Below are 25,723 nucleotides of genomic sequence, written 5' to 3'. Positions count from 1 at the left end.
CCGCGCGAGGGCGCGCGCGACGGACCGGGGGGGCGGAGAAGGGGCCGCCATTCCGCAGGGTGGGAGGGGGTGGGGGCGCCCCCCGGGGAGGGCCGCCCCCTTCGGATCAGAACTTGTAGGTGATGCCCGCGCCGACGATCCACGGGTCGATGTCGACGCGGCCGCGGACGGCCCCGGCGTTCAGCTTCACCTTGGTGTCGAGGAAGAGCTTCTTCACATCGACGTTCAGGCCCCAATGGGAATCGATCATGTAGTCGAAGCCGGCCTGCAGGGCGGGGGCGAAGCCGCTGGTGAGGCGGAAGCTCGTGAAGCCGCCCCGCTCCGTCTCGCCGAAGAAGGCCGAGTAGTTCACGCCCGCGCCGACATACGGCTTGAACGCGCCGAGCCCGTCGAAATGGTACTGGAAGGTGAGGGTCGGCGGCAGGATCCAGGTCTCGCCGATCCGGGTGCCGGCCAGGGTGCCCGCCCCCCTGACGCTGTGCCGGGTGACGCCGAGGATCAGCTCCGCGGCGATGGTGCGGGTGAAGAAGTAGGAGATGTCGAGTTCGGGGATCACCGAATCGCTGATCGACACCTTCGCACCGGTGAGGGGCACGCCCCCGGCGCTGAGCGCGGCGCCCGGATCGGGCAGGACGCCGAGGACGCGCACCCGGACCAGCCAGGGCGACCACTCGGCCGGCATCGGCGGGGCGGCGGGGGCGGCGGCGAAGGACGGCAGGTCGGCCGCCCCCGCGGCGGTCGTTCCGAGGCTCAGCGCGGCGACCGCGGCGAGGAGGGCTTTCCGTAGGGACATGGTGACGGCCGTTCCGAGAAGGGTTGTGCGGGCACCGGGCGAACCGGCCCTCCCATCAAGCCGCCGGGGCGACCGCCTTCCTTGATCGGGATCAAAAACCGGCTACGCGGCGCGGCTGTGGAGCGCGGCCGCGGTGCCGAGATAGGCGTCGAAGGCCGCCGCCACGGCCCGGACCAGGGGGCGGGCGTCCCCGGGGACGAGGAGGACATCGCCCTCCCGCCGGACGAGGCCGTCGGCGAGGAGCGCGGGCAGCCGCGGCAGCGCGGCGAGGAAGGGGCCGGCCTCCCGCCCGTGCGCCCGGCAGACCTGCCCCGCATCGACGGCGAAGCCGCACATGATCGCCTCGATCAGCCCGGCCCGCAGCCGGTCCTCCGTGGTGAGGGCGTGGCCCCGCACCGTGGCGAGGCCGCCCGCCGCGATCCGGTCGGCATAGGCGCGCAGGGCGGGCGCGTTCTGGACGTAACCCTGCGGCAGGCGCCCGATGGACGAGGCGCCGAACCCCAGCAGCAGGCCGGCGGGGTCGGTCGTATAGCCCTGGAAGTTCCGGTGCAGGCGCCCCGCCCCGTCGGCCAGCGCCATCGGGTCGCCCGGCAGGGCGTAGTGGTCGAGGCCGATCCTCCGGTAGCCGGCGTCGGTGAGGGCGTCGGCGATCGCCTCGGCCTGGGCGCGGCGGTCCCCGCCTTCGGGGAGGGCGGCGGGGTCGATCCGGCGCTGGTGCTTCTTGAAGGCGGGGACGTGGGCGTAGCCGAACACCGCCAGCCGGTCGGGCCGGAGCGTCAGGCATTGCCGCACCGTGTCGAGGCAGCTCCCCACGTCCTGATGCGGCAGGCCGTAGATCAGGTCGAGGTTGATGCCCCCCACCCCCGCCGCCCGCAGCCCCTCGACGGCGGCGGCGGTGACGGCAAAGCCCTGCCGACGGCGGATCGCCTCCTGCACCCGGGGATCGAAGCTCTGCACGCCGAGGCTCGCCCGGGTCACCCCCGCCCGGCCCAGCGCCGCGACCATGGCCGGGGCGAGGGTGCGCGGGTCGATCTCGACGGCGATCTCCGCATCGGGCTCCAGGGGGAAGCGCGCCCGCAGGGCCGCCACCAGGCCCTCGAAGGCGTCCGGCGCCATCACCGTCGGCGTGCCGCCGCCGAAATGGACGTGCCGCACCGGCGGCGCCCCCGGCAGGTGCCCGGCCACGAGGTCGATCTCCCGCCGGAGCAGGGCGACATAGTCGGCGATGGGGGCGTCGTGTTGGGTGATGGCGGTGTGGCAACCGCAATACCAGCACATCGACCGGCAGAACGGGACGTGGAGGTAGAGCGAGGCGCTGGCCGCCCCCGCCCCGTCCCCGAGCCAGTCCGCATAGGTCCCGGGGCCGACCGCCCCCGAGAAATGCGGGCTCGCCGGATAGCTGGTGTAGCGCGGCAGGCGCTCGTCGGCGTAGCGCGCCCGCACATCCTCCCGCATGACGCGTCCCTCCCCGGCCCTCTCGGCCGCCGCCCGGGGTAGGGCGGCCCCGCCCTCCCCTCCTTGACCTGGCGCAAATCCGGCCGGGACCCCGCGTCAGTCGTCGTCCAGCACCCGGTGCTCGGCGCCCTCCATGTCGTCGTACTGGCCGTTGCGCAGGGCCCAGAGGAAGGCGGCGAGGCTCAGCCCCCCGAAGGCCAGGGCCAGGGGGATGAGCAGCAGCAGGACAGTCACGGGCGGCCTCGCCCGCGCAGGGCGTTCAGGGTCACGACCACGGACGAGCCGGACATGGCCAGCGCCGCGATGAGCGGGGTGAGCAGCCCCGCCGCCGCCAGGGGGACGGCGAGCAGGTTGTAGGCGCCCGAGAACCACAGGTTCTGCAGCATGAGCCGCCGCGCCCGCTCCCCGGCGGCGAGCACCGCCAGGACCGGCGCGAGGTTCCGGCCCAGGAACAGGGCGTCGGCCGCGGCCTGGCTGACATGGGCCGCCGTGACGGGGGAGAGGGAGGCATGGGCCGCCGCCAGCGCGGGCGCGTCGTTGAGGCCGTCGCCCACCATCAGCACCCGCCGCCCGTCCCGCTGCAGGGTCTCGATCCGGGCGATCTTGTCCTGCGGGGTGAGCCCCGCCTCCCATTCGGCCACCCCGAGCCGCCCGGCCACGGCGGCGACGGCGGCGGCGCGGTCCCCCGACAGGACCAGCACGCGCCGGCCGGATTTCCGCAGGGCCGCCACGACGAAGGCCGCATCGGGCCGGAGATCCTGCCGCACGGGGAAGGCGACCGGCGCGGCCTCGCCCGCCCGGAAGCAGATCACCGAGGCGTCGGGATGCGCGGCCAGCGCCGCCGCGGCCTCGGCCTCGGCGCCGCAGAAGGCGGGGGAGCCGAGGCGCAACGCGACGCCCCCGTCCACGGCCCGGACGCCCAGGCCCGCCGCCTCCTGCGCCCCCGGGAAGGGCGCCGCCCCCCCGGCGCAGCCGGAGAGGGCCATCGCCATCGGGTGCCGGCTCGACAGGGCGAGGCGGGCCGCCAGGACGACGTCCCGCGGGTCGTGCTGCGCCCCGGCCAGAACCGGCTCCGGCAGCGTCAGCGTGCCGGTCTTGTCGAACACCACCGTGTCGATGGCGGCGAATCGCTCCAGGGCGGTCCCGTCGTTGAGGAGCACACCCTCCCGGAACAGGGCGCCCGCCGCCACGACCTGCACCGCCGGGATCGCGAGCCCCAGGGCGCAGGGGCAGGTGACGATCAGCACCGCCACCGCATTGAGGAGCGCCGCGTGCCAGCCGGCCCCCGAGGCCAGCCAGAACCCGAGCGTCAGGAAAGCCGCCGCGTGGACCAGGGGCACGTAGAGGCGCGTCGCCCGGTCGGCGAGGACGAGGGTGCGGGAGCGGGCCTCCAGCGCCCGGCCCATCAGCCCCTCCACCTCGTCCAGCAGGCTCGCCCCGGCGGCGGCCGTCACGCGCACCGTCAGGGCGCCGTTGCCGTTGAGCGCCCCGGCGAAGATCCGGGCGCCCCCGCGCACGGTGACGGCGGCGGTCTCCCCGGTGACGAGGCTCTGGTCGAGGTCGGAGATGCCCTGCTCCACGACGCCGTCGGCGGGCACCCGCTCCCCCGGCCGCAGGAGGATCCGCATGCCGGGGTCGAGGTCGGAGACCGGCACCTCCCGCAGGCTCCCGTCCGGGGCGACGAGGGTCGCGCTCGCGCTGCGCAGGGCGGCGAGGTTCTCCGCGAAGGCGCGGGTGCGCCGCCGCATCGCCTGATCCAGCACCCGGCCGATCAGCAGGAAGAACAGCAGCATCACCGCGCCGTCGAAATAGGCGTGGGTCGCCCCGGAGAGGGTCTCGGCCACCGACATCGCCAGGGTGAGGACGACCCCGAGGGTGATCGGGAAATCCATGGTCACGCGCCCGGCGCGCAGGCCCCGCAGCGCCCCCTCGTAGAAGGGCCGCCCGGCATAGGCGGCGGCCGGCAGGGCGATGACCGCCTGGATCCAGTGGAAGAGGTCCCGGTTCTCCGGCGTCATGTCCGAGACGTTGCCGGCCCAGACCGAGACCGCCAGCAGCATCACGTTCATGGAGGCGAAGCCCGCCACCGCCAGGGCGCGGATCAGGCGCCGGGTCTCGGCGGCCTCGGCCTCGGAGACCCGGCCGGGATCGAAGGGCCGCCCCTCGAAGCCCAGCCCCTGCAGCGCCGCCAGGACCGCCGGGATGTCGGGCTCGGCCTCCGGCGCCCAGGTCACGGCCAGGCGCCGGTCGGAGAAGTTCAGCCGTGCCCGCACGACGCCGGGCAGGGCCCCCAGCCCGCGCTCGATCGTGCCCATGCAGCCCGCGCAGCGGATTCCCTCCACCGCGAAGGATGCCCGGGCCGCGCCCTCCGCATCCCGGCCGAGGAAGGCGGCGTAGTCGCGCCCGAGGGAGGGCTTGGTGTTCGCCTCGCTCCACGAGGCATGCGCCTCGATGTAGGCGAGGGCCATGTCGGTGCAGCACATCGGACGCCTCCCCTCCTCAGTCGAGGATGATTCGGTGCCGGCGCCGGAACGCGACCCCGTCCTCGCCGAGGACTTCCACCACGAGGTCCCACTGGCCGCGGGCGACGGGGCCGGCCCGGGCCGCGTAGGTGCCGGCGCTCACCTCCGGCAGGTCGATGCCGACGTCGAACCGCTTGTCCGTCGGCCGCTCGAGCCGCGCCCGGAGCGTCCGGCCCCGGAGCGCCCTGCCCTCCCCGTCGGACAGGGTCGCGGTGATGGCCGCCTCCGACGCGAGGCGGGCGGCCGAGGCGGCGAGGCGCCAGCCGAGGGCGTCCTGCGCCCGCGACCGGTCGAGCTCCGCGTTGTAGCGCTGGCTCGCCTGGTAGGGCGACGCCTCCTCGAGCCCGGACCACGTCCGCAGGGCCGAGGTGACGAGCACCGCGTCTGCGGAGGCCACCGTGCCGAAGAAGGCGGCCAGGAGGACCAGGATCGTCCGGCCGGTGAGGGGGGCGGACATGGTCAGCGGGCCTTGAAGTGGTCGTGGGCGGTGGCGTCCTCGCCGGAGGCCGCGTCCACGATCCGGAAGGTCAGGGGGATGGCCGGCGCCTCCAGGCCGGGCGGGGCGAAGACGAGGATGCGGAATTCCTCGGTGGAATCGGCCGGGACCGGCAGGGCGTCGGGCGTGCCGCCCACCACCTCGACCCGGGCGCCGCCCACGCCCTCCACGTCCAGGGCGAAGGCCCGGGCGGCCGGGCGCTTGTTGGCGATGCGCAGGGTGTAGCCGTTGCGCACCGAGCCGTCGGAGAGGGTGACGAATTGCGGGTTGCGGTCGTGCAGGACGCTGACGCCCGTGAAGGTCCGCGTGAGGAGGCTGTAGAGCATGAACCCGCCGACGCCGGCCACCAGCGCCGCGTAGAGGATCGTCCGCGGCCGGACGATGCGGCTGACCGGGCCGTGGCCGGCGGCCCGGCTCCGCCGGTTCGCCTCGGTGTCGTAGCTGATCAGCCCCGTGGGCCGCCCGAGCTTGCCCATGGTCGTGTCGCAGGCGTCGATGCACAGGCCGCACTGGATGCTGTCCATCTGCAGGCCGTCGCGGATGTCGATGCCCGCCGGGCAGACGGTGACGCAGGCGAAGCAGTCGACGCAGTCGCCCGCCGGCTGGCCCGCGGCCCGGAGCCCGTCCGTCTTCTTCGCCGAGATCCGCGGTTCGCCCCGCTCCTCCCGGTAGAGGATGGCGTAGGCGTGCTCGTCCGTCAGCGCCGCCTGGATCCGCGGCCAGGGGCACATGTAGGTGCAGACCTGCTCCCGCATGTGGCCCGCCAGCAGGTAGGTGGTGGCGGTGAGCGTCAGGATCGCGGCGTAGGCCACCGGCGGGGCCTGGAAGGTCGCGAGGCGCACGACCAGGGTCGGTGCGTCGGCGAAGTAGAGCACCCAGGCGCCCCCGGTCCACCACGCGATCAGCAGCCAGATCGCGTGCTTCATGGTCCGCAGGGCGATCTTCTCCATGGACCAGGGGGCGGCGTCGAGCTTCAGCCGCTCCCGCCGGTCCCCCTCGATCATCCGCTCGACGACGAGGAACAGGTCGGTCCAGACGGTCTGCGGGCAGAGGTAGCCGCACCAGACCCGCCCGGCGACGGCGGTCATCAGGAACAGGATCAGGGCCGCGAGGATCAGGAGACCCATCACGTAGGTCACGTCCTGCGGCCACAGCTCGATGGAGAAGAAGTAGAACCGGCCCTTGTCGAGGTCGAGCAGCACCGCCTGGGACGGCTCGCCCTCGCCCCGGTGCCAGCGCAGGAACGGCACGAGGTAGTAGACGCCGAGCGCCACGACCAGCAGCACCCACTTGATCCGCCGGAAGGTGCCGTGGGCCAGCTGCGGCTGGACCTTCGTCCGCGCCACGTAGAGCGACCCGTCCTCGACCGGGATGGCGGAGCGCGTCGCCGCGGCGGCGAACTTCTTGGCACGGCGGGGGGCGGCCGGCGGGGCGGCGGCGGAGTCCTGCGGGGGCATGTGGCGCTGGGCGAGGGGCATCGGCGGACCATCCTCCGTCCGTTGAAGGGACGGTGTGCGGAGGCCCTAGGTCCCCCCCGCAGGGGCCGCCTTGATCTGGCTCAAACGGCGTCGAAGCCCCGCGCGGCGCGGGGCCCCCTCGGCGGTGGGCTTTGCCAGTCCGGACTCCGACCTGTCCGACGGTCGGCGGGCCGGGGTGCCGTTGGGCGCGCCACCCCCTACCGCCCGCCCCCGAAGCCGTGGACGTAGACGGCGAGGGACTTGATCGTCGCCGGGTCGAGGCGGCCCTCCCAGGCGGGCATCACGCCCTTGCGCCCGTTGGTGACGGTGGCCACCACCTGCTCGGGGGCGGAGCCGTAGAGCCAGATCGCGTCGGTGAGGTTGGGCGCCCCCAGCTCGGGATTGCCCTTGGCCTCGGGGCCGTGGCACGCGGCGCAGGTGTTCGCGAACACCTCGGCGCCCTTCTCCGCGCTCGCCCCGGCCACCCCCGGCTTGCCCGAGAGGGAGAGGACGTAGGTCGCCGCCGCCTCCACCTCGGCGGGCTGGAGGATGCCGTCGCGCCCGAAGGCCGGCATGTCGCCGAGATGCGCCTCCCCGTGGCCGGAGCGGGCGCCGTAGCGGATCGTGCGCTCGATCTCTTCGGGCGTCCCGCCCCAGAGCCAGTCGTCGTCCTGCAGGTTCGGGTAGCCGATCCGGCCGGTGGCCGCGCTGCCGTGGCAGGCGGCGCAGTTGTCGCCGAAGGCCGCCTTGCCGGTGGCCAGCGCGAGGCGCAGCAGCGCCGGGTCCGCCCGGATCTCCGCCACCGTGGCGCTGGCGAGCTGCGCCCGGCCCCGGGCGTCCCGCTCCTTGCGCACCGCCTCGACCTCCCCCAGCACCGTGGCGCGCTGGGAATAGCCGAGCAGGCCCGCCGTGTAGCCCGTCGCCATCGGCCAGGCCGGGTAGAGCACCCAGTAGCCCATGGACCACACGATGGTGGCGTAGAGCCCGTAGAGCCACCAGCGCGGCAGCGGGTTGTTGTATTCGCAGATGCCGTCCCATTCGTGCCCCGTGGTCTGCGGGGCTGCGGGGGGTTGGCCTGTGGGGCTCAGCTCGGCCACGGATCAATCCTCGATCAGGGGGAGATGGGCGGCCGCGTCGAAGCGGGTGCGGTTGCGCGGCCAGAAGGCGTAGAGGGCGCCGGCGACGAACAGGCCGACGAAGTAGAGCAGGCCGCTGGTCTGCGCGAAGGCGGCGGCGCTTTCGTAGGTCATGCCGTCACCTCAGGCTCTTCTTGTCTTCGTAGATCTTGAAGTCGACCATGGTGCCGAGGACCTGGAGGTAGGCGACCAGGGCGTCGATCTCGGCGACCCGCCCCTTGTCGCCGCTGACGTCGTGGACGACGGCGCCGGGGTAGCGGCGCTGGAGGTCGGCCGCGCCGGGCCCGTCGGGGTCGAGCTGGGCCTTCAGGTCGGCACCGGCCAGCGCCACCATCTCGTCGCTGTAGGGGACGCCCAACGCCCGGTTGGCCTTCAGGTCGTCGGCGATGGCCTCGCCGTCCAGGGGCCGGTCCAGGAAGGCGTAGGGCGGCATGATCGAGGCCGGCACCACGGCGCGGGGGTCCCGCAGGTGCTCCCGGTGCCACTGGTCCGAATACTTGGCCCCGACCCGGGCGAGGTCCGGCCCGGTGCGCTTCGACCCCCATTGGAACGGGTGGTCGTACAGGCTCTCCGCCGCCAGGGAGAAGTGGCCCTAGCGCTCGATCTCGTCGCGCATCGGCCGGACCATCTGGCTGTGGCAGAGGTAGCAGCCCTCGCGGATGTAGATGTTGCGGCCGGCGAGCTCCAGCGGCGTATAGGGGCGGACGCCCTCCACCGTCTCGATCGTGCTCTTCAGGTAGAAGAGCGGCGTGATCTCCACGAGGCCGCCGATGGCCACGACGATCAGCGCCCCGATGAGCAGGACGATGGAGTTCTTCTCGAAGATCTCATGCCTCTTCCAGAGGCCGGGCTGGGCGGTGGCCATCGGCGTGTATCCGTGATGCGACGCGGGGGGTGGGGGCCGCCGCTGCGGCGGCCCCGGTCGGGTTCACTCGGCCGGGGCGAGGCCTGCGGGGCCGGGGAGCGCCTCCCCTGAAGAGGCGGTCCGCCCGGCGATGGTCATGGCGAGGTTGTAGGCCATGATCAGCGCGCCGATCAGGAACAGCACCCCGCCGAGCGCCCGCACGAGGAAGTAGGGATGCATCGCCTCCACCGTCTCCACGAAGGAGTATTCGAGGAAGCCGAGGGAGTTGTAGGCCCGCCACATCAGGCCCTGCATGATCCCGGCGACCCACATCGAGGAGATGTACAGGACGATGCCGAGCGTGGAGATCCAGAAGTGCCACTCCACCAGCTTCAGGGAGTAGACCTCGCGGCGGTTCCACAGCCACGGGATCAGGCAGTACAGGGCGCCGAAGGAGATGTAGGCGACCCAGCCGAGGGCGCCGGAATGGACGTGGCCGATGGTCCAGTCCGTGTAGTGCGAGAGGGAGTTGACCGCCTTGATCGACATCATCGGCCCCTCGAAGGTGGCCATGCCGTAGAAGGCCAGCGACACCACCATGAAGCGCAGGATCGGGTCGGTGCGCAGCTTGTCCCAGGCGCCCGACAGGGTCAGCAGCCCGTTGATCATGCCGCCCCAGGAGGGCATCCACAGCATGATCGAGAAGGTCATGCCCAGCGTCTGCGCCCAGTCGGGCAGCGCGGTGTAGTGCAGGTGGTGCGGCCCCGCCCAGATGTACATGAAGATCAGCCCCCAGAAGTGGATGATCGACAGGCGGTAGGAGTAGATCGGCCGCTGGGCGCGCTTCGGGACGAAGTAGTACATGATGGCCAGGAAGCCGGCGGTGAGGAAGAAGCCCACCGCGTTGTGCCCGTACCACCACTGGATCAGCGCATCCTGCACGCCCGAGAAGAGCGAGTAGGACTTGGAGCCGAACACCGTCACCGGCAGGGCGAGGTTGTTGACGATGTGCAGCATCGCGATCGTCACGATGAAGGCGATGTAGAACCAGTTCGCCACGAAGATGTGGGGTTCGGTCCGCTTCCGGACCGTGGCCAGGAACACCACCAGGTAGACGACCCAGACGATGGTGAGCCACAGGTCGGCGTACCATTCCGGCTCGGCGTATTCCCGCGACTGGGTCACGCCCATCAGGTAGCCGGTGCCGGCGATGACGATGAACAGGTTGTAGCCGAGCACCACGAACCAGGGGGCGAGCTCCCCCGCCAGCCGCGCCCGGCAGGTGCGCTGGACCACGTAGAGCGAGGTCGCGATCAGCACGTTGCCGCCGAAGGCGAAGATCACCGCCGAGGTGTGCAGCGGCCGCAGGCGCCCGAACGTCGTGTATTCGAGCCCCAGGTTCAGGGCCGGCGCCCAGAGCTGGAAGGCGATGATGCAGCCCACCGCGAAGCCGGCGATGCCCCAGCCCATGGAGGCCAGGGCCGCGAACTTGATCGGCCCGAGATTGTAGTTCGGCCGCCCGTCGATCGCCTGCGGCGGCGGCGCCGCGGGCCGGCGCTCGTAGCGCTTCAGCAGGGCGGCGAGCCCCCCCGCCCCGGCCAGGGCGAACACCGCCATGTGGACGGCGAAGGGCGTGTCGACCGCACGGGCCGAGGCGAAGGCGCACAGGAACGCGCCGACGATCAGGGCGAGGCCGAGCCCGGCCTCCCCCTCCGTCATGTATTTCCGACCGGATATGGCGGCCATGGCTCGCTCGTGACGCCTCGCGCAGGGAATCGATGCCGCTGCGTTAGGCGCCGGGCCGGAGCCCCACCTTGACCTGAATCAAAAGCCCCCGGGGCCGCTTAGGCGCCGGTGAACAGGCGCACCACCATCATGGCGAGACCGGCCATCGAGACGACGTAGACCAGGGTGCGCCAGACGGGGATGCCGGCGAGGTAGAGGGGGATGTAGACGAGGCGGGCGGCGAGCCAGACGAGGGCCCCCACCGCACCGACCCCGCCGGTGCGCCCCGTGACCGCCAGGGCCAGGGCCATGGCGATCAGGGCCGGCCACGTCTCCTTGTAGTTGTCGAGCGCCCGCGAGGCCCGGCCGGCCAGCACGCCGAGCGGCGCCCCCGCCCCGTCCCGCGCGCCCATGTTCCAGTCCGTGCCGCGCTCCCGGGTGACGGTGGCGCCCTGGAGCGCGATGTGGACGACGAGGAGGACGACGGACAGGCCGAGGACGATCATCTCCGTGGAAAGCATCGTGTCCTGTCCTTGCGACGGGTGGGGATCGCCGCCACAACCCATCCGGCCCCGGCGGGGTTGCACAGCCCGGCGGAACGGCCCGGCCCCTCCCCCGCCGTACCACGGAACCGGCCGCCCGCGCCCGCGTCCGTGGCGGGGAATGTGCCCTATGATCCCTGCGGTTACGATGTTTGGGGGGAAATCGATGGCGGACTTGCTCCCGGCGGACACGCACCCCTTCGTCCGCAAGATCGAGAGCGTCTCGTTGTTCGCGCTGTCGGGCCCGGAGCGGGAGGCGCTGGCGACGCTGCCCCTGCAGGTCGCGGACTACGCCGCCCAGCAGGACGTGGTGCTGGAGCACGACCGGCCGAACCGCTGCTTCGCCGTGCTGAGCGGGCTCGCCGCCACCTACAAGACCACGAGGGACGGGCGCCGGCAGGTGCTGGCCTACCACGTCCCCGGCGACCTGCCGGACTTCCAGAGCCTGAACCTGGAGGTGCTCGATTTCAGCATCTGCGCGGTGAGCGCGCTGCGCATCGGCTTCGTCGGCCACGACGCGCTGCGGGCGATGTTCCACGCCCATCCCCGGCTCGTGGACGCCTTCTGGCGGGCCACCCTGATCGAGGGCTCCCTGTCCCGGGAGTGGATGCTCAACAACGGCCGTCGGGAATCCTACCCGCGCATGGCCCACCTGTTCTGCGAGCTGATGGTGCGCCTGGAGATCGTGGGCCTCGCCAGCGACCACTCCTGCCACCTGCCCATCACCCAGTACGAGCTGGGCGACGCCCTCGGCATCTCCTCGGTCCACGTGAACCGGATCCTGAAGGAGCTGCGCGAGGGCGGGCTGATCACCCTGAGCGGCGGCCGGCTCAAGGTCCACGATTGGGCCGCCCTGCGGAAGGCGGGGGAGTTCGACCCGACCTACCTGCACCTGCGCAGCACGGATTCCTGATCGGCCTCAGCGCCCGCCCGCGGCGAGCCGCACCGGAGGCGCCGGGCCGGGCTCCCGGGGGGCCCCCTCCCGGGCGAGGCAGACCCGGTCGCGGCCCTGGCGCTTGGCGGCGTAGAGCGCCTCGTCGGCCTCATCCATCCAGTCCTGCAGGCTCGCCTCCGGCGCCCAGGCCCCGTGGGCGAGGCCGACGCTGAGGGTGAGGATGCCCCGGGGATGGTCGGCATGAGGCAGGGCGAGCGCCGCCACCCCCGCCCGGATCGACTCCGCGAGGCGCAGGGCCTCCTCGGGGCCGCAGGCGACCAGCAGGGCGAATTCCTCGCCGCCGACCCGGAACGCCTCCCCGCCGGAGGCCGCCGCCCGGGTGATCAGCACCGCCGCGACGCTCCGGAGCGCCCGGTCGCCGGCCGGGTGGCCGTAGCGGTCGTTCAGCCATTTGAAGTGGTCGGCGTCGATGGCCATCAGCGCCCAGTCCGGGCGGGTGGCGGGGTCGGCGCAGCGGGCGATGGTCCGCTCGAAACGCCGCCGGTTCCACAGGCCGGTCAGGGCGTCGGTGGCGGCGAGGCGTTCCAGTTCCGTCTGGGCCGCGAGGGCCTGGCGCTCCGCCTCCTCCCGGCGGCCGAACTCCCGGTGCAGCAGGACGAGGACCCCCAGGATCGCCGCGCTGAGCAGCAGGGCGATGGTGAGGATCGGCCGGGTCTGGGGCATCCACGCCTCGTCGATGGCCGATTCCGGCAGAAAGACGCTGAGGTGCAGCGGCCAGGGCAGCACCTCCCGGCTCTCCCGCAGGCCCGGCCCCTTGAGGTCGACGGCGGTCGCCTCCGTGGTCATCGTCGTGACGCCGTCGCGGAACGTGAGGGCGACGGTGAAGGCCGAGTCGCCCTTCAGCCGGTCGAAGATCTCCCGGATGTAGGAGAGCTGGATGGCGCCGACGATGACCCCCGCGAACTTTCCGTCCGCGTAGCTGAAGCGGCGGCTCAGGGGGATCACCTCCTGCCCGGTGATCCGCGAGGACCGGGGCGCCCCGATGAACAGGCCCCCCTCGGCGTCGTCGCGCTGGACGGTGAAGTAGGGCTGGTCCGTCCCGTTGAGCCGGCGGGGCACCACGGCGCCCGATTCGAGGAAGGAATCGCCGTTGCTGTCGAGGACGAAGATCGAGCCGTAGCCCCGCGCCCGGGACAGCCGGTCGAACAGGCTCAGGTGGCGGACCTCCGGCGAGACCCCTTCCAGCACCGACAGGTTCATCAGGTCGGCCACCGTCCGCAGGGACATGTCGTAGAGTTCGATGTCGCGGGACAGGGCGCGCTCGCTGGTGCTCAGCAGGCTCGCCGCGTCGTGGCGGGCGTTGGCCCACGCCTGACGCCGCAGGTCGAGGATCATCCAGCCCGCATAGGCCCACATGCCGCCGATGACGACGATGGCGACGATGGCCAGCAGACGGCGCGGCTCGCCCAGCAGGCCGCCGCTCCGGCCGCCGGGGGCCTCCCGCCGCACCGCGCCTGGCCCCTCCCCGGGGGGCCGCCTGTCGTGGATCGGACTCACACTCATGGCCACTCGCCGAAGACGACCCGGTCTTCCCCGCCTTGGCCATCATGCCGGCCTGCCGTTAGCGAAGTCTTTCAGGCACCGGTCGATGTGGTGTAGGATGCTCGATTAACATGAACTGGAACCGGTTTTTATTGATCATCCAATCAAGAACACTGAGAAGCCGATCGTTCATTTGTACAATTCACGACTTTCTCCCGGCGCCGGGGGCCTGCCGAAGCGGGCGTAGAGGGCGGGCAGCACGACCAGGGTCAGGATCGTCGCGCTGATCAGCCCGCCGATCACCACGGTGGCGAGGGGGCGCTGGATCTCGGCCCCGGTCCCGGTGGCGAGCGCCATGGGCACGAAGCCGAGGGAGGCGACCAGCGCCGTCATCGCCACCGGCCGGAGCCGGCTCGCCGCCCCCTCCAGGATCGCCTCCCGGCGCGGGCGGCCCGCGGCGGCGAGCTGGCGGATCGCGGTGAGCATCACGAGACCGTTCAGCACCGCCACGCCCGACAGGGCGATGAAGCCCACCGCCGCCGGCACCGAGACCGGCATCCCCCGCAGCCACAGGGCGAGGATGCCCCCGGTCAGCGCGAGGGGCACCGCGCTGAACACGAGGAGGGCGTCCCGGGCCGAGCCCAGGGCCGAGCAGAGCAGCAGGAAGATCAGGACGAAGCAAGCCGGCACCACCGCCGCCAGCCGCCCCTTGGCCGAGGCGAGGTTCTCGAACTGCCCGCCCCAGGTGAGGGAGGAGCCCGCGGGCAGGGGCACCTCCCGCCCGACCTTCGCCTGCGCCTCGGCCACCACGGAGCCGATGTCCCGTCCGCGGACGTTGGCCGTCACCACCACCCGGCGCCGTCCGTTCTCCCGGCTGATCTGGTTCGGGCCCTCCGTGACGGAGAAGGACGCCACCTGCTTGAGCAGGACCGAGCCCGCCCGCCCGTTGGCGCCCGGCGGCAGGGGCACGGGGATGTTCTCCAGGGTCTCCCGGTCCTCGCGGACCCGGTCGGTGAGGCGCACGACGATGGGGAAGCGGCGGTCGCCCTCGAAGACGACGCCCGCCTCGCGCCCGCCGATGGCCGCGCCGATCACGTCCTGGATGGCCCCGGTGCTGAGGCCGTAGCGGGCGGCCTCGCCCTTATCGATGCGGATGTCGAGGATCGGCAGCCCCGCGATCTGCTCGACCTTCACGTCCTCGGCGCCCGCGATGCCGCGCAGCACCCCGGCGATCCGGTTGGCGGTCCTCAGCATCGGCTCGAACTCCTCGCCGAACACCTTCACGGCGAGGTCGCCCCGGGTGCCGGCGAGGAGTTCGTTGAAGCGCAGCTGGATCGGCTGGGAGAACTCGTAGACGTTGCCGGCGAGCTGCCCGACCGCCGCCTCGATCCGCTCCTGGAGCGCGGCCTTGGGCAGGGCCGGGTCCGGCCACTCCGCCCGGGGCTTCAGGATCACGAAGGTGTCCGAGGAGTTCGGCGGCATCGGGTCGGAGGCGACCTCGGCCGTGCCGGTCTTCGAGAACACCGTGGCCACCTCCGGGGCGGCGCCCACCGCCTTCTCCACGTTCAGCTGCATCGCCTGCGACTGGGTGAGGGAGGTCGAGGGGATGCGGGTGGCGTTGAGGGCGATGGCCTCCTCGTCGAGCTGCGGGATGAACTCGGTGCCGAGCCGCGTCGAGAGGGCGGCGGCCCCGGCCAGCAGCAGGACGGCGAGGCCGATGAAGGGCCGCGGCGTCCGGGTCGCCGCGCCGAGCACCGGCCGGTAGAGCGCCTTCAGCCCCCGGACGAGCCCGTTGTCGCCCTCGGCGATCCGGCCGGTGAGCACGAGGGCGATGAGCGCCGGCACGAAGGTGAGGGACAGGACGAAGGCGCTGGCCAGCGCGATGATGACGGTGAGCGCCATCGGCTCGAACATCTTGCCCTCGACCCCGGTGAAGGTCAGCAGCGGGACGTAGACGAGGATGATGATCGCCTGCCCGTAGAGCGAGGGCGCCACCATCTCCCCGGCCGAGCGCCGCACCGTGGCGAGCCGCTCCCCGGTGTCGAGGGGCCGGCCCAGGGCGTGCTGCCGCTCCGCGAGGTGGCGCAGCGCGTTCTCGGTGATGATCACCGCCCCGTCCACGATGAGCCCGAAATCCAGGGCGCCGAGGCTCATCAGGTTGGCCGAGATCCCGGCCTGGACCATGCCGGTCATGGTCATCAGCATCGCCACCGGGATGACGAGGGCGGTGACCAGCGCCGCGCGGATGTTGCCGAGGAGCAGGAACAGGACGAGGACCACCAGGGCCGCCCCCTCGGCGAGGTTCCGCGCCACCGTGCGCACCGTCGCCTCCACGAGGTGGGTCCGGTCGAGGACGGTGCGGATCGCGAGGCCGGGCGGCAGGGACCGGCGGATCTCCCCCAGCCGGGTCTCGACGGCGGCGGCCACCGTGCGGCTGTTCTCGCCGATCCGCATGAGGGCGGTGCCGATCACCGCCTCGCTCCCGTCCTCGCTGCCCGAGCCGGTGCGCAGGTCGCGCCCGATCCGCACCGCGGCCACGTCGCGGATCCGCACCGGCACGCCGCCGCGGGTGGCCACGACCACGTCGCGGATGTCCTCCATGCCCTCCAGGCGCCCGGCGGCGCGGACCACGTAGCTCTCGCCGTGATCCTCCAGGTAGCGGGCGCCCTGGTTGGCGTTGTTCGCCTCCAGCGCCCGGGCGACGTCGCCGAAGGAGAGGTCGAGGGAGGCGAGCAGGGTCGGGTCGGGCTGGACGTGGTACTGCTTCTCGAAGCCGCCGATGCTGTCGACCCCGGCCACGCCGGGCACGGTCCTGATCTGCGGCCGGACGATCCAATCCTGCACCGTGCGCAGGTAGGCGATCCGCTCCAGCTCCGTCGCGAGGCGCTGGCCCTCGGGGGTGACGTAGCTCCCGTCCGCCTGGGGGCCGGGCCTGCCCGGCGGCGCGGCGGCGCCCTCCCCCGGGCTCGCGTAGCGCACCGACCACATGACGATCTCGCCGAGCCCGGTGGAGATCGGGCCCATGGCGGGCTGCGCGCCGGGGGGCAGGTCCTGCTTCACCTGGGACAGGCGCTCGGCCACCTGCTGGCGGGCGAAGTAGATGTCGAGGGTCTCCGCGAACACCGCGGTGACCTGCGAGAAGCCGTTGCGCGAGAGGGAGCGGGTGTAGTCCAGCCCCTTGATCCCGGCGAGGGCCGTCTCGATCCGGTAGGTGACCTGCTTCTCGATGTCGACGGGCGAGAGGGAGGGCGCCAGCGTGTTGATCTGGACCTGGTTGTTGGTGATGTCCGGCACCGCGTCGATGGGCAGTCGGGTGGCCGCGTAGCCCCCGAGGGCGGCGGCCATCAGGGACAGGAGCAGCACCAGCCAGCGGCGGCGCACGGAGAAGTCGAGGATGCGGGCGATCATGGCCGGACCCTCAATGGTCGTGGTCGGCGTCGCTCTTTCCGAGCTCGGCCTTGAGGAGGAAGCTGTTGCCGACGGCGACCGCCTCGCCCGCCGCGAGGCCGGAGACCACCTCCACGGCGTCGTCGTCGGAGCGCCCGAGGGTGACCTCCCGCCGTTCGAATCCCTCCGGGGTCCGCACGAAGACGACGCGTCTGCCCTCGATCGTCTGGAGCGCCGGCTTCGGCAGGCGGACGGGCACGGCATCCTCCGCGATCCCGACCTCGGCGGTGACGTAGGTCCCCGGGCGCCACGCCATGTCCTCGTTCGGCAGGGCGACGACGACCCGGGCCGAACGGGTCTCGGCGTTGAGGAGCGGGCTCACGAAGACCACCCTCCCCCGCCCCCGGCGCTCCCCCGCCCCCTGGCCCTGCGTCACCGCCACGGGGGCGCCGTCGCGGATCTCGGCGAGGTCGGCGGTCGGCACCGCCAGCTCGATCCAGACGCTGGAGAGGTCGGCCACCGTGTAGAGGTCGGCCGGGTCGCCCTCCTTGCCGACCGCCGTGCCGACATCGACCTTGCGCTCCACGATCCGCCCCGCCAGGGGCGTGCGCAGCTCGTACTGGCGCAGGGTCGAGGTGTTCGGCGTCGCCTCGTCGCGCTTCTGGGCGGCGGCCACCTCCGTGGCGCTGAGCCCGAGCGCCGAGAGCTTCTGCCGGGCGAGGTCCAGGCGCAGCTGGTTCTCCCGGAACTGGGCGCGGGCGTTCTGGAACGCGGCCTCCGAGACGGCGCGGGAGGCCAGCAGCTTCTCCTGCCGGTCGAAGTTCACCGTCTGCAGCTCGGACTGGACCAGGGCCGTCAGGTACTCGCTCTTGGCGTCGGCCACCTCGCGGCTGTCGAGGAGGGCGACCACGTCGCCCTTGGCCACCGTGTCGCCCAGGCGCTTGCGCATCTGCGAGACGGTGCCGACCACCCGGGCCGGGACCCGGGCGATGCGGTCGGCGTCGGGCGTCACCGTGCCGGGGACGAGGACGTGCCGGGACAGGGTTCCGCCCGCCACCGGCGCCACCACGATGGCCTGGCGGCGGACCTGGTCGGCGGTCATCGCGATCCGCCCCTCCCCCTCCTCCGCAGGGCCACGGCCGTCGTCGTGATCGTGCCGGCCGGCCGCCGCGGGCGCCGCCAGGGGCGCGCAGGCGAAGGCCGAGCGGGGGAGCCCGGCGGCGATCAGGGCGTCCCGGACAGGGCCGGACAGGGCGGGGACGGCGGCGCCCGCGAGGAGCCCTGCGGCCAGGAAGGCCGCGTTCGAAAGGATGCGCATGGTGCCTGCTCGGCCGGGATCGCGCGCCCGGGGGGCCGGCGCGATCGGTTGCGGTGAGGTGAGGGAGACGGGCCGCGCGGGGGCGGCGTCACCTCAGGCGCGGGGAGGCCGGGGACGCAGGTCGGGGGCGATGGAGGCGGCGGCCTCGGACAGGCGGGCGTAGCGCGGCCGCGCGGCGCCGGAGGGCGGTGCGAGACCGGCCGTGCAGGGGCTCGCGGTGACGTGGCAGCCGCAATGGACGTGGCAGGCGAGGCCCGGATCGGCCGGCTGATGCCCCGTCTCGCCCGCGGGCCCGACGGTGAGCGCGGCCACGCCGTGGCCGTGATGGCCCTGGTGGAAGGCGAGGTCCGCGGCGAGGCCGGCCGCCGGGAGGGCGAGGACCAGCGCCAGGACGAGGGCCAGCACCCGGGCGGCGGAAGCCCACCACCCGTTCCCCGCCCCGAAGGCCGTATGCCGCCGCGCCGCGCTCATCCCGGCCCTTATGGGCGATTTCCGGCCCCGGCGACAAGCGCCGCCGCCGCGCGGGCCTGGCGGCCTCGACTGGAACTGATCACGCCAGCAGACCCTTGGATGTCGATATTTCTACGTCCTTGAAGAAACAATTCCATTTTGACGATGGTTGTTCTGTGCTTTGCCGGTAATGTGTCGGCGCATTAAGACACCCTTAATGGCTACTCAGCCTCGCGCTGTATAGAATTTATAAACAACAACCGGGCATTGTGCTGTTCCGACGCCGGCGACGGCGTGTCCCCTCGTGCCGCCCGCGGACGGACGAACCGCCGCCCAGAGGTTCCACCGATGTCCAGCAGCCCGGGATTTTCCTGCGAGCCCGACCTCACGGCCCGCCTCGGCACGGTCGCGTCCATCGAAGGCCTGAAGGTCAACGTCCTCCTCGAGGCCCGGGACGGCCGTCTCGGCGTCCGGGTGACGGTCGGCAAGTTCGTGCGCGTCCATGCCGGGGGCGCCATCCTCGTGGGCATCGTCACCACCCTGTCCTCCCGCGGCGACGGGCCGAACGGCATGAGCGCCCTGGCGGGGCTGGACCTGCTGGGCGAGATCCTCCCCGAGGGCGAGGGCCAACGGTTCCGCCGGGGCGTGGCGCGGTATCCGGCGATCGGCGATGCGGTCGACCTGCTGCCGCCCTCCGACCTGCGCACCGTGTATCAGGTGTCGGGCACCGACACGGTCTCCGTCGGCACGCTCTACCAGGACCCGGACACGCCGGCCTCGATCAAGATCAACGACCTCCTGTCCAAGCACTTCGCCGTGCTGGGGGCGACCGGCGTCGGCAAGTCGAGCGCCGTGGCGGTGATCCTCGATCAGGTCATGGCGGCGCAGGAGGCGGTGCGGGTCTTCCTCCTCGACGTGCACAACGAGTACGCCTCGTGCTTCGGCGACCGGGCGAACATCGTGAACCCGCGCAACCTCAAGCTGCCGTTCTGGCTGTTCAACCTCGAAGAGATCACGGACGTGATCTACGGCGGGCGCCCGCCCGTCGATGAGGAGATCGAGATCCTCGCCGAGGTCATCCCCCTCGCGAAGACCAAGTACCTCCAGTACAAGGATTCCTCCGACAGGCAGGTGGTCAAGCGGGGCCTGGGCAAGAACGCGGGCTTCACCGTCGACACGCCGGTTCCCTACACCCTCCAGGACCTGACGCTGCTCATCGACGAGCGGATGGGCCGCCTGGAGAACCGCGCCTCGCGGATGCACTACCACCGGCTGATCTCGCGGATCGAGACGATCCGCAACGATCCGCGCTACGGCTTCATGTTCGAGAACGCCAATGTCGGCGGCGACATGATGGGCGAACTCCTCGCCCACCTGTTCCGGCTCGACCCGGACGGGCGGCCGATGACGATCATGCAGCTCGCCGGCCTGCCCACCGAGGTGGTGGACGCGGTGGTCTGCGTGTTCTGCCGCCTCGCCTTCGAGTTCGGGATCTGGAGCGAGGGCGCCGTGCCGCTGCTCCTCGTCTGCGAGGAGGCGCACCGCTACGCCTCGGCGGACCGCTCCGTCGGCTTCACGCCCACCCGCCGGGCCCTGTCGCGGATCGCCCGGGAGGGGCGCAAGCACGGGGTGTTCCTCGGCCTCGTCACCCAGCGCCCGGCCGAGCTCGACCCGGCGATCATCTCCCAGTGCAGCACCCTGTTCGCCATGCGCATGACCAACGAGCGCGACCAGGCCTTCCTGTCCGCGGCGGTGACGGATGCGGTGAACCTCCTGGCCTTCGTGCCGTCCCTGGGCACGGGGGAGGTCATCGCCTTCGGCGAGGGCGTGCCGGTGCCGGTGCGCATGACCTTCCGGCAGCTGCCGCCGGGGCGCCAGCCGCGCAACGACATGAGCGGGCGCGGGATGGAGGAGGCGAAGGCCTCCGCCGGCGCCCCCTTCGTCGGGGCCGTGGTCGAGCGGTGGCGGGCCGCCACCATGAGCAAGCCCGCGGGCCTCGAGGCGGAGGGCGCCGTGGCCGCCCGCCTCGGCCGCGAGGGGGGCTCGGAGCTCGGCAACGGCCCGGCCCTGGACCAGGCCCACCGCCGGCTGCTGCGGCGCTCCCTGGAGCCCGGCGACGGGCCGATGCCGGTTCAGGCCGAGCCGGCCCACCGCCTCGCCCGGTCGCTCTGGCAGCAGGATTGAGCGTGAGCGACCCGGCCCATCCCAGCCACCGGCGCACCCTCCTCGAGGCGGCCATCCAGGTCCTGCCGGTGGGGATCGTCGTCCACGACGCGCAGGGCCATTGCATCCTGGCGAACGCCGCCGCCCGCGCCCTCGCCCCGGACACGACGCAGGACCTCCCGGCGGAGGCGGTGCGCCCGATGGTGGGGACGGTGGTGGCGGAGGTCGCCGACCACGTGGTCGAGGCGCAGGCGCGCGCCCTCGCCGTAGACAGCGACGCGTTCACCCTCACCACCCTCCTCGACGTCACGCAGCACCACCGCATCCAGCGCGACCTGATCGGCCGGGCCTATATCGACGCGCTGACCGGCCTGCCGAACCGGATGATGTTCGAGCAGAGCATCGAAGAGCTGATCGCCGCCGCGTGCCTGTCGGACCGCTTCGCCCTGGCCTTCATCGACCTCGACAACTTCAAGCACATCAACGACTATTACAGCCACGCGGCCGGCGACACGCTGCTGCGCAAGGTCGCCGACCGGATCCGCGGCGCCCTGCGCCCGAGCGACATGCTCGCCCGCCTCGGCGGCGACGAGTTCGTGCTGCTCCTGAACCCGGTCTCGGACCGGGCGGCGACCCTGGCGGGGGTTTCCGACATCTCCGACCGGCTGAAGCACCCCTTCTTCATCGACGGGCACGAGATCTTCGCCTCGGCCTCGATCGGCCTGAGCCTCTACCCGGAGCACGGCACCACCTACGAGACCCTGCGCCGGCAGGCGGACAGCGCCATGTACCGGGTGAAGGGCAGCGTGAAGGGGGGCGTCAGCGTCTTCGAGGAGACGATGAGCCACGCCGCCACCGCCCGCATGGCGGTGGAGCAGCGGCTGCGGCTGGCGATCCGCGACCGGTGCTTCTGCTGCGCGTTCCAGCCCAAGGTCGACATGCGCAGCCACGCCGTGAAGGGGGTGGAGGTGCTCCTGCGCTGGCGGGACGAGCTCGGCGTGATCCAGGCACCGGGCGACTTCGTGGGGCTCGCCATCGAACTCGGCCTGATCAACGAGATCACCCTGCAGGTCCTCTCGGAGACCGTCCGGGCGATCCCCGAACTCGACGACATGTTCGGGCCGGACGTGTCCCTCAGCCTGAACATCGCGGCTAAGCAGGCCTGCGACGTGCCGTTCATGACGGCCTTCTGCGAGGCCCTGGGCCGCACCGGCGTCGCGCCCCGCTTCATCCTGGAGCTGACCGAGGAGGCGTTCTTCACCAAGGGCCGGTTCCAGCGGGAGGTGCTGCCGCGCATCCGCGAGATCGGCGCGCGGGTCTCCATCGACGATTTCGGGGTCGGCTATTCCTCCCTCGCCGCCCTCGCCGAGATCACCGCCGACGAGCTGAAGATCGACCGCTCCTTCATCACCGACATCCACAAGCGGCCGCGCAGCCAGATCGTGCTGAAGGCGATCGAGTCCTTGGGCCTGGCGCTCGGCATGTCGGTGGTGGCCGAGGGCGTGGAGACCTCCGACGAGGTCGCCTACCTGCTGGCGGCCACGCAGATCCGCTGCGCCCAGGGCTACTACTTCGCGAGGCCGATGCTCATCGAGCAGATCCGGATGGAGGAGAACCGCGCCAACGGCGAGCGCAGCGTCGAACGCCAGCGGCGGGCCACCACCCTCCGCTCGCCCCGGATGCTGCGGCACGGGTGAAGGGGGCGCCCGCCGAAACCCGGCGCCGGGATGATTGATTGGGTCAAACGGTCCCGGGCGCCTTCCGTCATCCATGGATCACGGAAGGCGCCCTGTCTTATCCCTGGTATCGCCGTCTTGCCCCGTGCCGCACCGTCGTCCGGTTCGGGGTCGGACGGGTCAGTTGGTTAGGCCGGAAGGGGGGTTTCCGGCCATCTCTGCGCAATTTCGTCGTCGACTTGTTGTTTGGTCATCCCGCCACGGATGTCGTATTTACCGAGGTAGCTGCCAAGCATCTCTCCGAATTTCTGATCATTGTGATCGATTTTCATCCCCTTGCGGATATCCAGGGCGACGGCGAAGCCGAGTGAGACGAAGGCCGATATCCCTGCGACGGCTCCGGAGATCGCGGCCACCGTCCCTGCGACACCCGCGCTGACTCCCAGCCCCGGGATGAACGTGATCGCCGCCTCAGCTGTCGAAAGAACACCCGAAGTCAAGCCAAGCGTACCCGTGGTGATGCTGGCGGCACCCTGGAGCTTATCGCCCCGGCGAATGGATTGGACGCCATCATAAATTGAGTAACCGGCTGAGACGAGGCCCGCGACGGCGCCGACCGCGGATGCAGCTTTCCCCATTTTGTCGAGACTGCCCATCAGTTGATTGGCCTTAGCCTCGTCTGCGGCGAATAGTTTCTTCGTTGCCTCAGACATGTTTGCTCCGCCTGCCTCTGCCCTTCCCGCATCCAGGCCCTTCTTCACCAGCGCCTTGTAGGCTTTTAAGCCGCCCTCCGTGATAAGGGTAGTCGTCTGGACGGACCCGGCGGCGATTGAAATACTATCCTTCGTATTTGGATGTCCGCCGCTCTGGATCGCCTTCGAGATGGAGATGCCAGCCAAAATCATCCCGCTGATCATGTGCATGGTACCATTGTCGTACCCTGCAATCAAATTTCCTGTTGTTGTATTTGCCGCTGGCTTTATTCCAAATTTCTTGAAGATTTCCTTGACGGTCTTCGTTCCTTGGCGCATTTCATCCCACGCCTGCCGGAATTTGGTAAGAAATTGATCGGGCTTCATACTAGACCCGTCGCCATTGACTAAATATTCTGGATGATCTTTTGCAACCTCTGTCATCAGAGATGTGACTTTGTCTTCATCCAGCTTGTCCGAGCCATCGATACCGAACGCCCTTTTCATATCGTCGAACGTAGCGTCCTTTGTGAGCTCGTCCGCCGCGGCGTTGCCGAAGTTCGCGGTGATCTGGTCCTTGTATGGATCGGTGACGTCCGACCTCAACACAAGGTTCATCATTGAGGCTTCTGAGATGTATGCAGCACTTTTCTGCAAATTGGATGCTTTGCCAGCATCCGCCGGGTCGTCCCCCATCTCATTCAAGCGTTTGCCGGAGGCGATTTCATCGACGTAGTAGGTCTCCAGATCCTTCCCGTGACCGGACTTGGAAACTCCATCCTGAAGATCGACCGCGGCCTGATTCGGATCGATGTCCAACGCGTCTTGGTACAACTGAGCAGTCTGCGTGTATTCAGCGACTACGTTCGGAATGCTTGTCTTCCCGTCTTTCGTATTGGCATCCCAAGCCGTGTCGATCAGGTGGCCGGATTTAGTGTCATCGTATCCCGCTTGGAATGCATCCCGCAGTCCTGGGTTGCTTTTCAAAATATCTTTGACCTTACCGTGACGGCCCTCGCTCAGGATTTTGGAAACATCCGGATCTTTGGTGAGTGTGGCGATGTGATCGCCGATATCCTTAAGGATCGCTTCCGGATCTGGATTTGTTTTGGCCGCCGTCGTGATGATCTGTCTGCCACCTTCGATTTCCCACATCTTGTTTGTTATACCATTGCTGACCAGAGACTGGGCAGTCATCAGCTCCTCTACTACCGCCGCCTTCACTTCCGGTTTGTATTTTTCCGGATGTTCGAAGACGTCGCTGGTCAAGCCGTCGGTCGATGTCTCCGCGACGGCATCGTGGCCGGCCACGTTGTTGAGGAACGCCAACGATTCCGCCGCGTTCGTGGGCGCCTGGTCTTTGATCCAGTGCGAGATGTCGTTCTTGCTGAGCCTCTGATCGGGTTTCTTCGTCATGAGGTCTTCGGCGCTCTCCAATTTCGAGAACGCCCCGGGCCGCGACCAGAAGTCGATCGCTTCTTTCACATCCTGGCTGGCCTCGGGATGTTTTTGCGAATAATCCTTCAGATCCTGGGCGGTAAGATCTCCTTTCTCGCCGACATCGGCTTTGATGCGATCATAATTCTTTTCGAGAATGGCGGCATACCCGGTGATCTTCACCGACCCTGCATCGGCATTGGGATTTTTTTCAATGTATTCTCTATAGTTACTGGAGTATTCAGATTGGGAACCTCCCTTTAGCGAGGAGAAACCAGTTTTCCCGAAATTTACTAAGCGTTCTGATTCGGATCCATCGATAGGGGTTTCGCCCTTGAATCCGTGAATATATCCATCCTTCGATTCTTTTGTATTGATTGACCTTCCGCTTTTGTCGTATGACTTGACGTGCTCAAGGACTTGTTTGGCGCGATACGCTGCACTGGGATCGGTTTCGTAGTCGCCGACCTGCTCCTTCAGCATCTCGCTGATTTGGCTCTGGTTGCCGAGCTGCTTCAGCACAGGGGTTTGGTTGATGATGTCCTGCGCCGAGCGGTTGTCCCCCTTCGGCAGCTCCCACTCGATACCGATCGATTCTGCAACCCTGCGGGCCTGTGTGTCGCCGGCAGCCGATGCTGGATCTCTCAGCCGCCCCTTGAGCGCTGAGAAGCCGTCTTTGCCGAATGCCTCGAGACGCTTTGCTTCGGATCCCTTCCCGGCGTGACCTTTCTTGTCGAACCCGTCGATGTGACCGTTGACGGATTCACCGCCAGTGTATCGGTTACCATTGTAATCGATCTTCTCAATATGTTCGAGGACTTGCTTGGCGCGATACGCCGCATTCGGATCGTTTTCGAAATCGCCGACTTGCGCTTTCAGCTGATCCTTTGTTCCGTTCTGGTTTTCCAAGCTCATGAGGGCTGGAGAGCTGGCGATTATATCCTGCGCCGTGCGCTTGTCATCCTTCGGCAACTCCCACTTGATGCCCTTGTCGGCTGCCGCTTTGCGCTTCGCTGCGTCCGGCAGGGGCGGAACCGGGGTCGTCGCCGAGTTCGCCTTCGGTCCTTCCGAGGTGGAGTCGGTCCCGGTCTGGGACGCGCCGGTCGAAGAGCCGGAACCCTGGCCGCCGTTAGTCTGGGACGCGCCGGTCGAAGAGCCGGAACCCTGGCCGCCGTTAGTCTGGGACGCGCCGG

At 70.4% G+C, this 25,723-nt stretch carries 18 protein-coding genes and 1 pseudogene; 3 read left to right on the top strand and 16 right to left on the bottom strand.

Annotated features, from left to right (window positions below):
• Positions 1-106: 106 nt before the first annotated feature.
• The 11 genes and pseudogenes from MKK53_RS07755 to MKK53_RS07705 form a co-directional block, all read right to left on the bottom strand.
• Positions 107-793, bottom strand: a complete 687-nt coding sequence (locus tag MKK53_RS07755) for an OmpW/AlkL family protein (protein WP_243928119.1) — start codon at positions 791-793, stop codon at positions 107-109.
• 102 nt (positions 794-895) lie between these two features.
• Positions 896-2,248: an oxygen-independent coproporphyrinogen III oxidase gene (hemN, locus tag MKK53_RS07750; protein WP_243928118.1), complete on the bottom strand. Its 1,353-nt coding sequence runs from the start codon at positions 2,246-2,248 to the stop codon at positions 896-898.
• A gap of 96 nt (positions 2,249-2,344) precedes the next feature.
• Positions 2,345-2,482: a cbb3-type cytochrome oxidase assembly protein CcoS gene (gene ccoS / locus MKK53_RS07745; RefSeq protein WP_243928117.1), complete on the bottom strand. Its 138-nt coding sequence runs from the start codon at positions 2,480-2,482 to the stop codon at positions 2,345-2,347.
• Positions 2,479-4,731: a heavy metal translocating P-type ATPase gene (locus tag MKK53_RS07740; RefSeq protein WP_243928116.1), complete on the bottom strand. Its 2,253-nt coding sequence runs from the start codon at positions 4,729-4,731 to the stop codon at positions 2,479-2,481. Before MKK53_RS07740 ends, ccoS begins: the two co-directional genes overlap by 4 nt.
• A 16-nt stretch (positions 4,732-4,747) precedes the next feature.
• A complete protein-coding gene (locus MKK53_RS07735; RefSeq protein ID WP_243928115.1) occupies positions 4,748-5,227 on the bottom strand; it encodes a FixH family protein in 480 nt (159 codons plus the stop codon).
• A 2-nt stretch (positions 5,228-5,229) separates the two neighbouring features.
• Positions 5,230-6,744: a cytochrome c oxidase accessory protein CcoG gene (ccoG, locus tag MKK53_RS07730; protein ID WP_243928114.1), complete on the bottom strand. Its 1,515-nt coding sequence runs from the start codon at positions 6,742-6,744 to the stop codon at positions 5,230-5,232.
• Between the two features lie 197 nt (positions 6,745-6,941).
• The gene (ccoP, locus tag MKK53_RS07725) at positions 6,942-7,811 is read right to left on the bottom strand and encodes a cytochrome-c oxidase, cbb3-type subunit III (protein WP_279598895.1); all 870 of its coding nucleotides are present in this window, start codon (positions 7,809-7,811) and stop codon (positions 6,942-6,944) included.
• Between the two features lie 12 nt (positions 7,812-7,823).
• Positions 7,824-7,973, bottom strand: coding sequence for a cbb3-type cytochrome c oxidase subunit 3 (locus MKK53_RS07720; protein WP_243928112.1), 150 nt, complete (start codon positions 7,971-7,973; stop codon positions 7,824-7,826).
• 4 nt (positions 7,974-7,977) lie between these two features.
• Positions 7,978-8,724, bottom strand: a pseudogene (gene ccoO / locus MKK53_RS07715) (cytochrome-c oxidase, cbb3-type subunit II).
• 63 nt (positions 8,725-8,787) lie between these two features.
• The gene (ccoN, locus tag MKK53_RS07710) at positions 8,788-10,449 is read right to left on the bottom strand and encodes a cytochrome-c oxidase, cbb3-type subunit I (protein WP_243928111.1); all 1,662 of its coding nucleotides are present in this window, start codon (positions 10,447-10,449) and stop codon (positions 8,788-8,790) included.
• A 98-nt stretch (positions 10,450-10,547) separates the two neighbouring features.
• Entirely contained in the window at positions 10,548-10,949 is a 402-nt protein-coding gene (locus MKK53_RS07705; protein WP_243928110.1) for an MAPEG family protein, read from the bottom strand.
• 187 nt (positions 10,950-11,136) lie between these two features.
• On the opposite strand from MKK53_RS07705, the gene MKK53_RS07700 reads away from it, so the two are divergent.
• Positions 11,137-11,883 carry a Crp/Fnr family transcriptional regulator gene (locus MKK53_RS07700; protein WP_243928109.1) on the top strand — a complete coding sequence of 249 codons (747 nt, stop codon included), beginning with the start codon at positions 11,137-11,139 and terminating at the stop codon, positions 11,881-11,883.
• Positions 11,884-11,889: 6 nt separating this feature from the next.
• On the opposite strand, the gene MKK53_RS07695 is transcribed toward MKK53_RS07700, so the two are convergent.
• The 4 genes from MKK53_RS07695 to MKK53_RS07680 form a co-directional block, all read right to left on the bottom strand.
• Positions 11,890-13,428, bottom strand: a complete 1,539-nt coding sequence (locus MKK53_RS07695; protein WP_243928108.1) for a diguanylate cyclase domain-containing protein — start codon at positions 13,426-13,428, stop codon at positions 11,890-11,892.
• Between the two features lie 168 nt (positions 13,429-13,596).
• The gene (locus MKK53_RS07690; protein WP_243928107.1) at positions 13,597-16,815 is read right to left on the bottom strand and encodes an efflux RND transporter permease subunit; all 3,219 of its coding nucleotides are present in this window, start codon (positions 16,813-16,815) and stop codon (positions 13,597-13,599) included.
• A 10-nt stretch (positions 16,816-16,825) separates the two neighbouring features.
• Positions 16,826-18,112, bottom strand: a complete 1,287-nt coding sequence (locus MKK53_RS07685; protein ID WP_243928106.1) for an efflux RND transporter periplasmic adaptor subunit — start codon at positions 18,110-18,112, stop codon at positions 16,826-16,828.
• Positions 18,113-18,205: 93 nt separating this feature from the next.
• Positions 18,206-18,583: a hypothetical protein gene (locus MKK53_RS07680; RefSeq protein ID WP_243928105.1), complete on the bottom strand. Its 378-nt coding sequence runs from the start codon at positions 18,581-18,583 to the stop codon at positions 18,206-18,208.
• Between the two features lie 327 nt (positions 18,584-18,910).
• Between MKK53_RS07680 and MKK53_RS07675 the strand changes: the two genes are divergently transcribed.
• Positions 18,911-20,746, top strand: coding sequence for an ATP-binding protein (locus MKK53_RS07675; protein WP_243928104.1), 1,836 nt, complete (start codon positions 18,911-18,913; stop codon positions 20,744-20,746).
• 2 nt (positions 20,747-20,748) lie between these two features.
• On the top strand, positions 20,749-22,422 hold the full coding sequence (locus MKK53_RS07670) for a putative bifunctional diguanylate cyclase/phosphodiesterase (RefSeq protein ID WP_243928103.1): 1,674 nt from the start codon (positions 20,749-20,751) through the stop codon (positions 22,420-22,422).
• A gap of 167 nt (positions 22,423-22,589) precedes the next feature.
• Here the strand turns inward: MKK53_RS07670 and MKK53_RS07665 are convergent.
• Positions 22,590-25,723, bottom strand: a 3,134-nt coding sequence (locus MKK53_RS07665; protein WP_243928102.1) for a type III effector HrpK domain-containing protein, incomplete at its 5' end; no start/stop codon positions are given.

Origin of the sequence: Methylobacterium sp. J-076, from assembly GCF_022829405.1 — a bacterium.
GTDB lineage: Bacteria > Pseudomonadota > Alphaproteobacteria > Rhizobiales > Beijerinckiaceae > Methylobacterium.
This window is presented reverse-complemented; position numbering and strand designations above follow the sequence as displayed.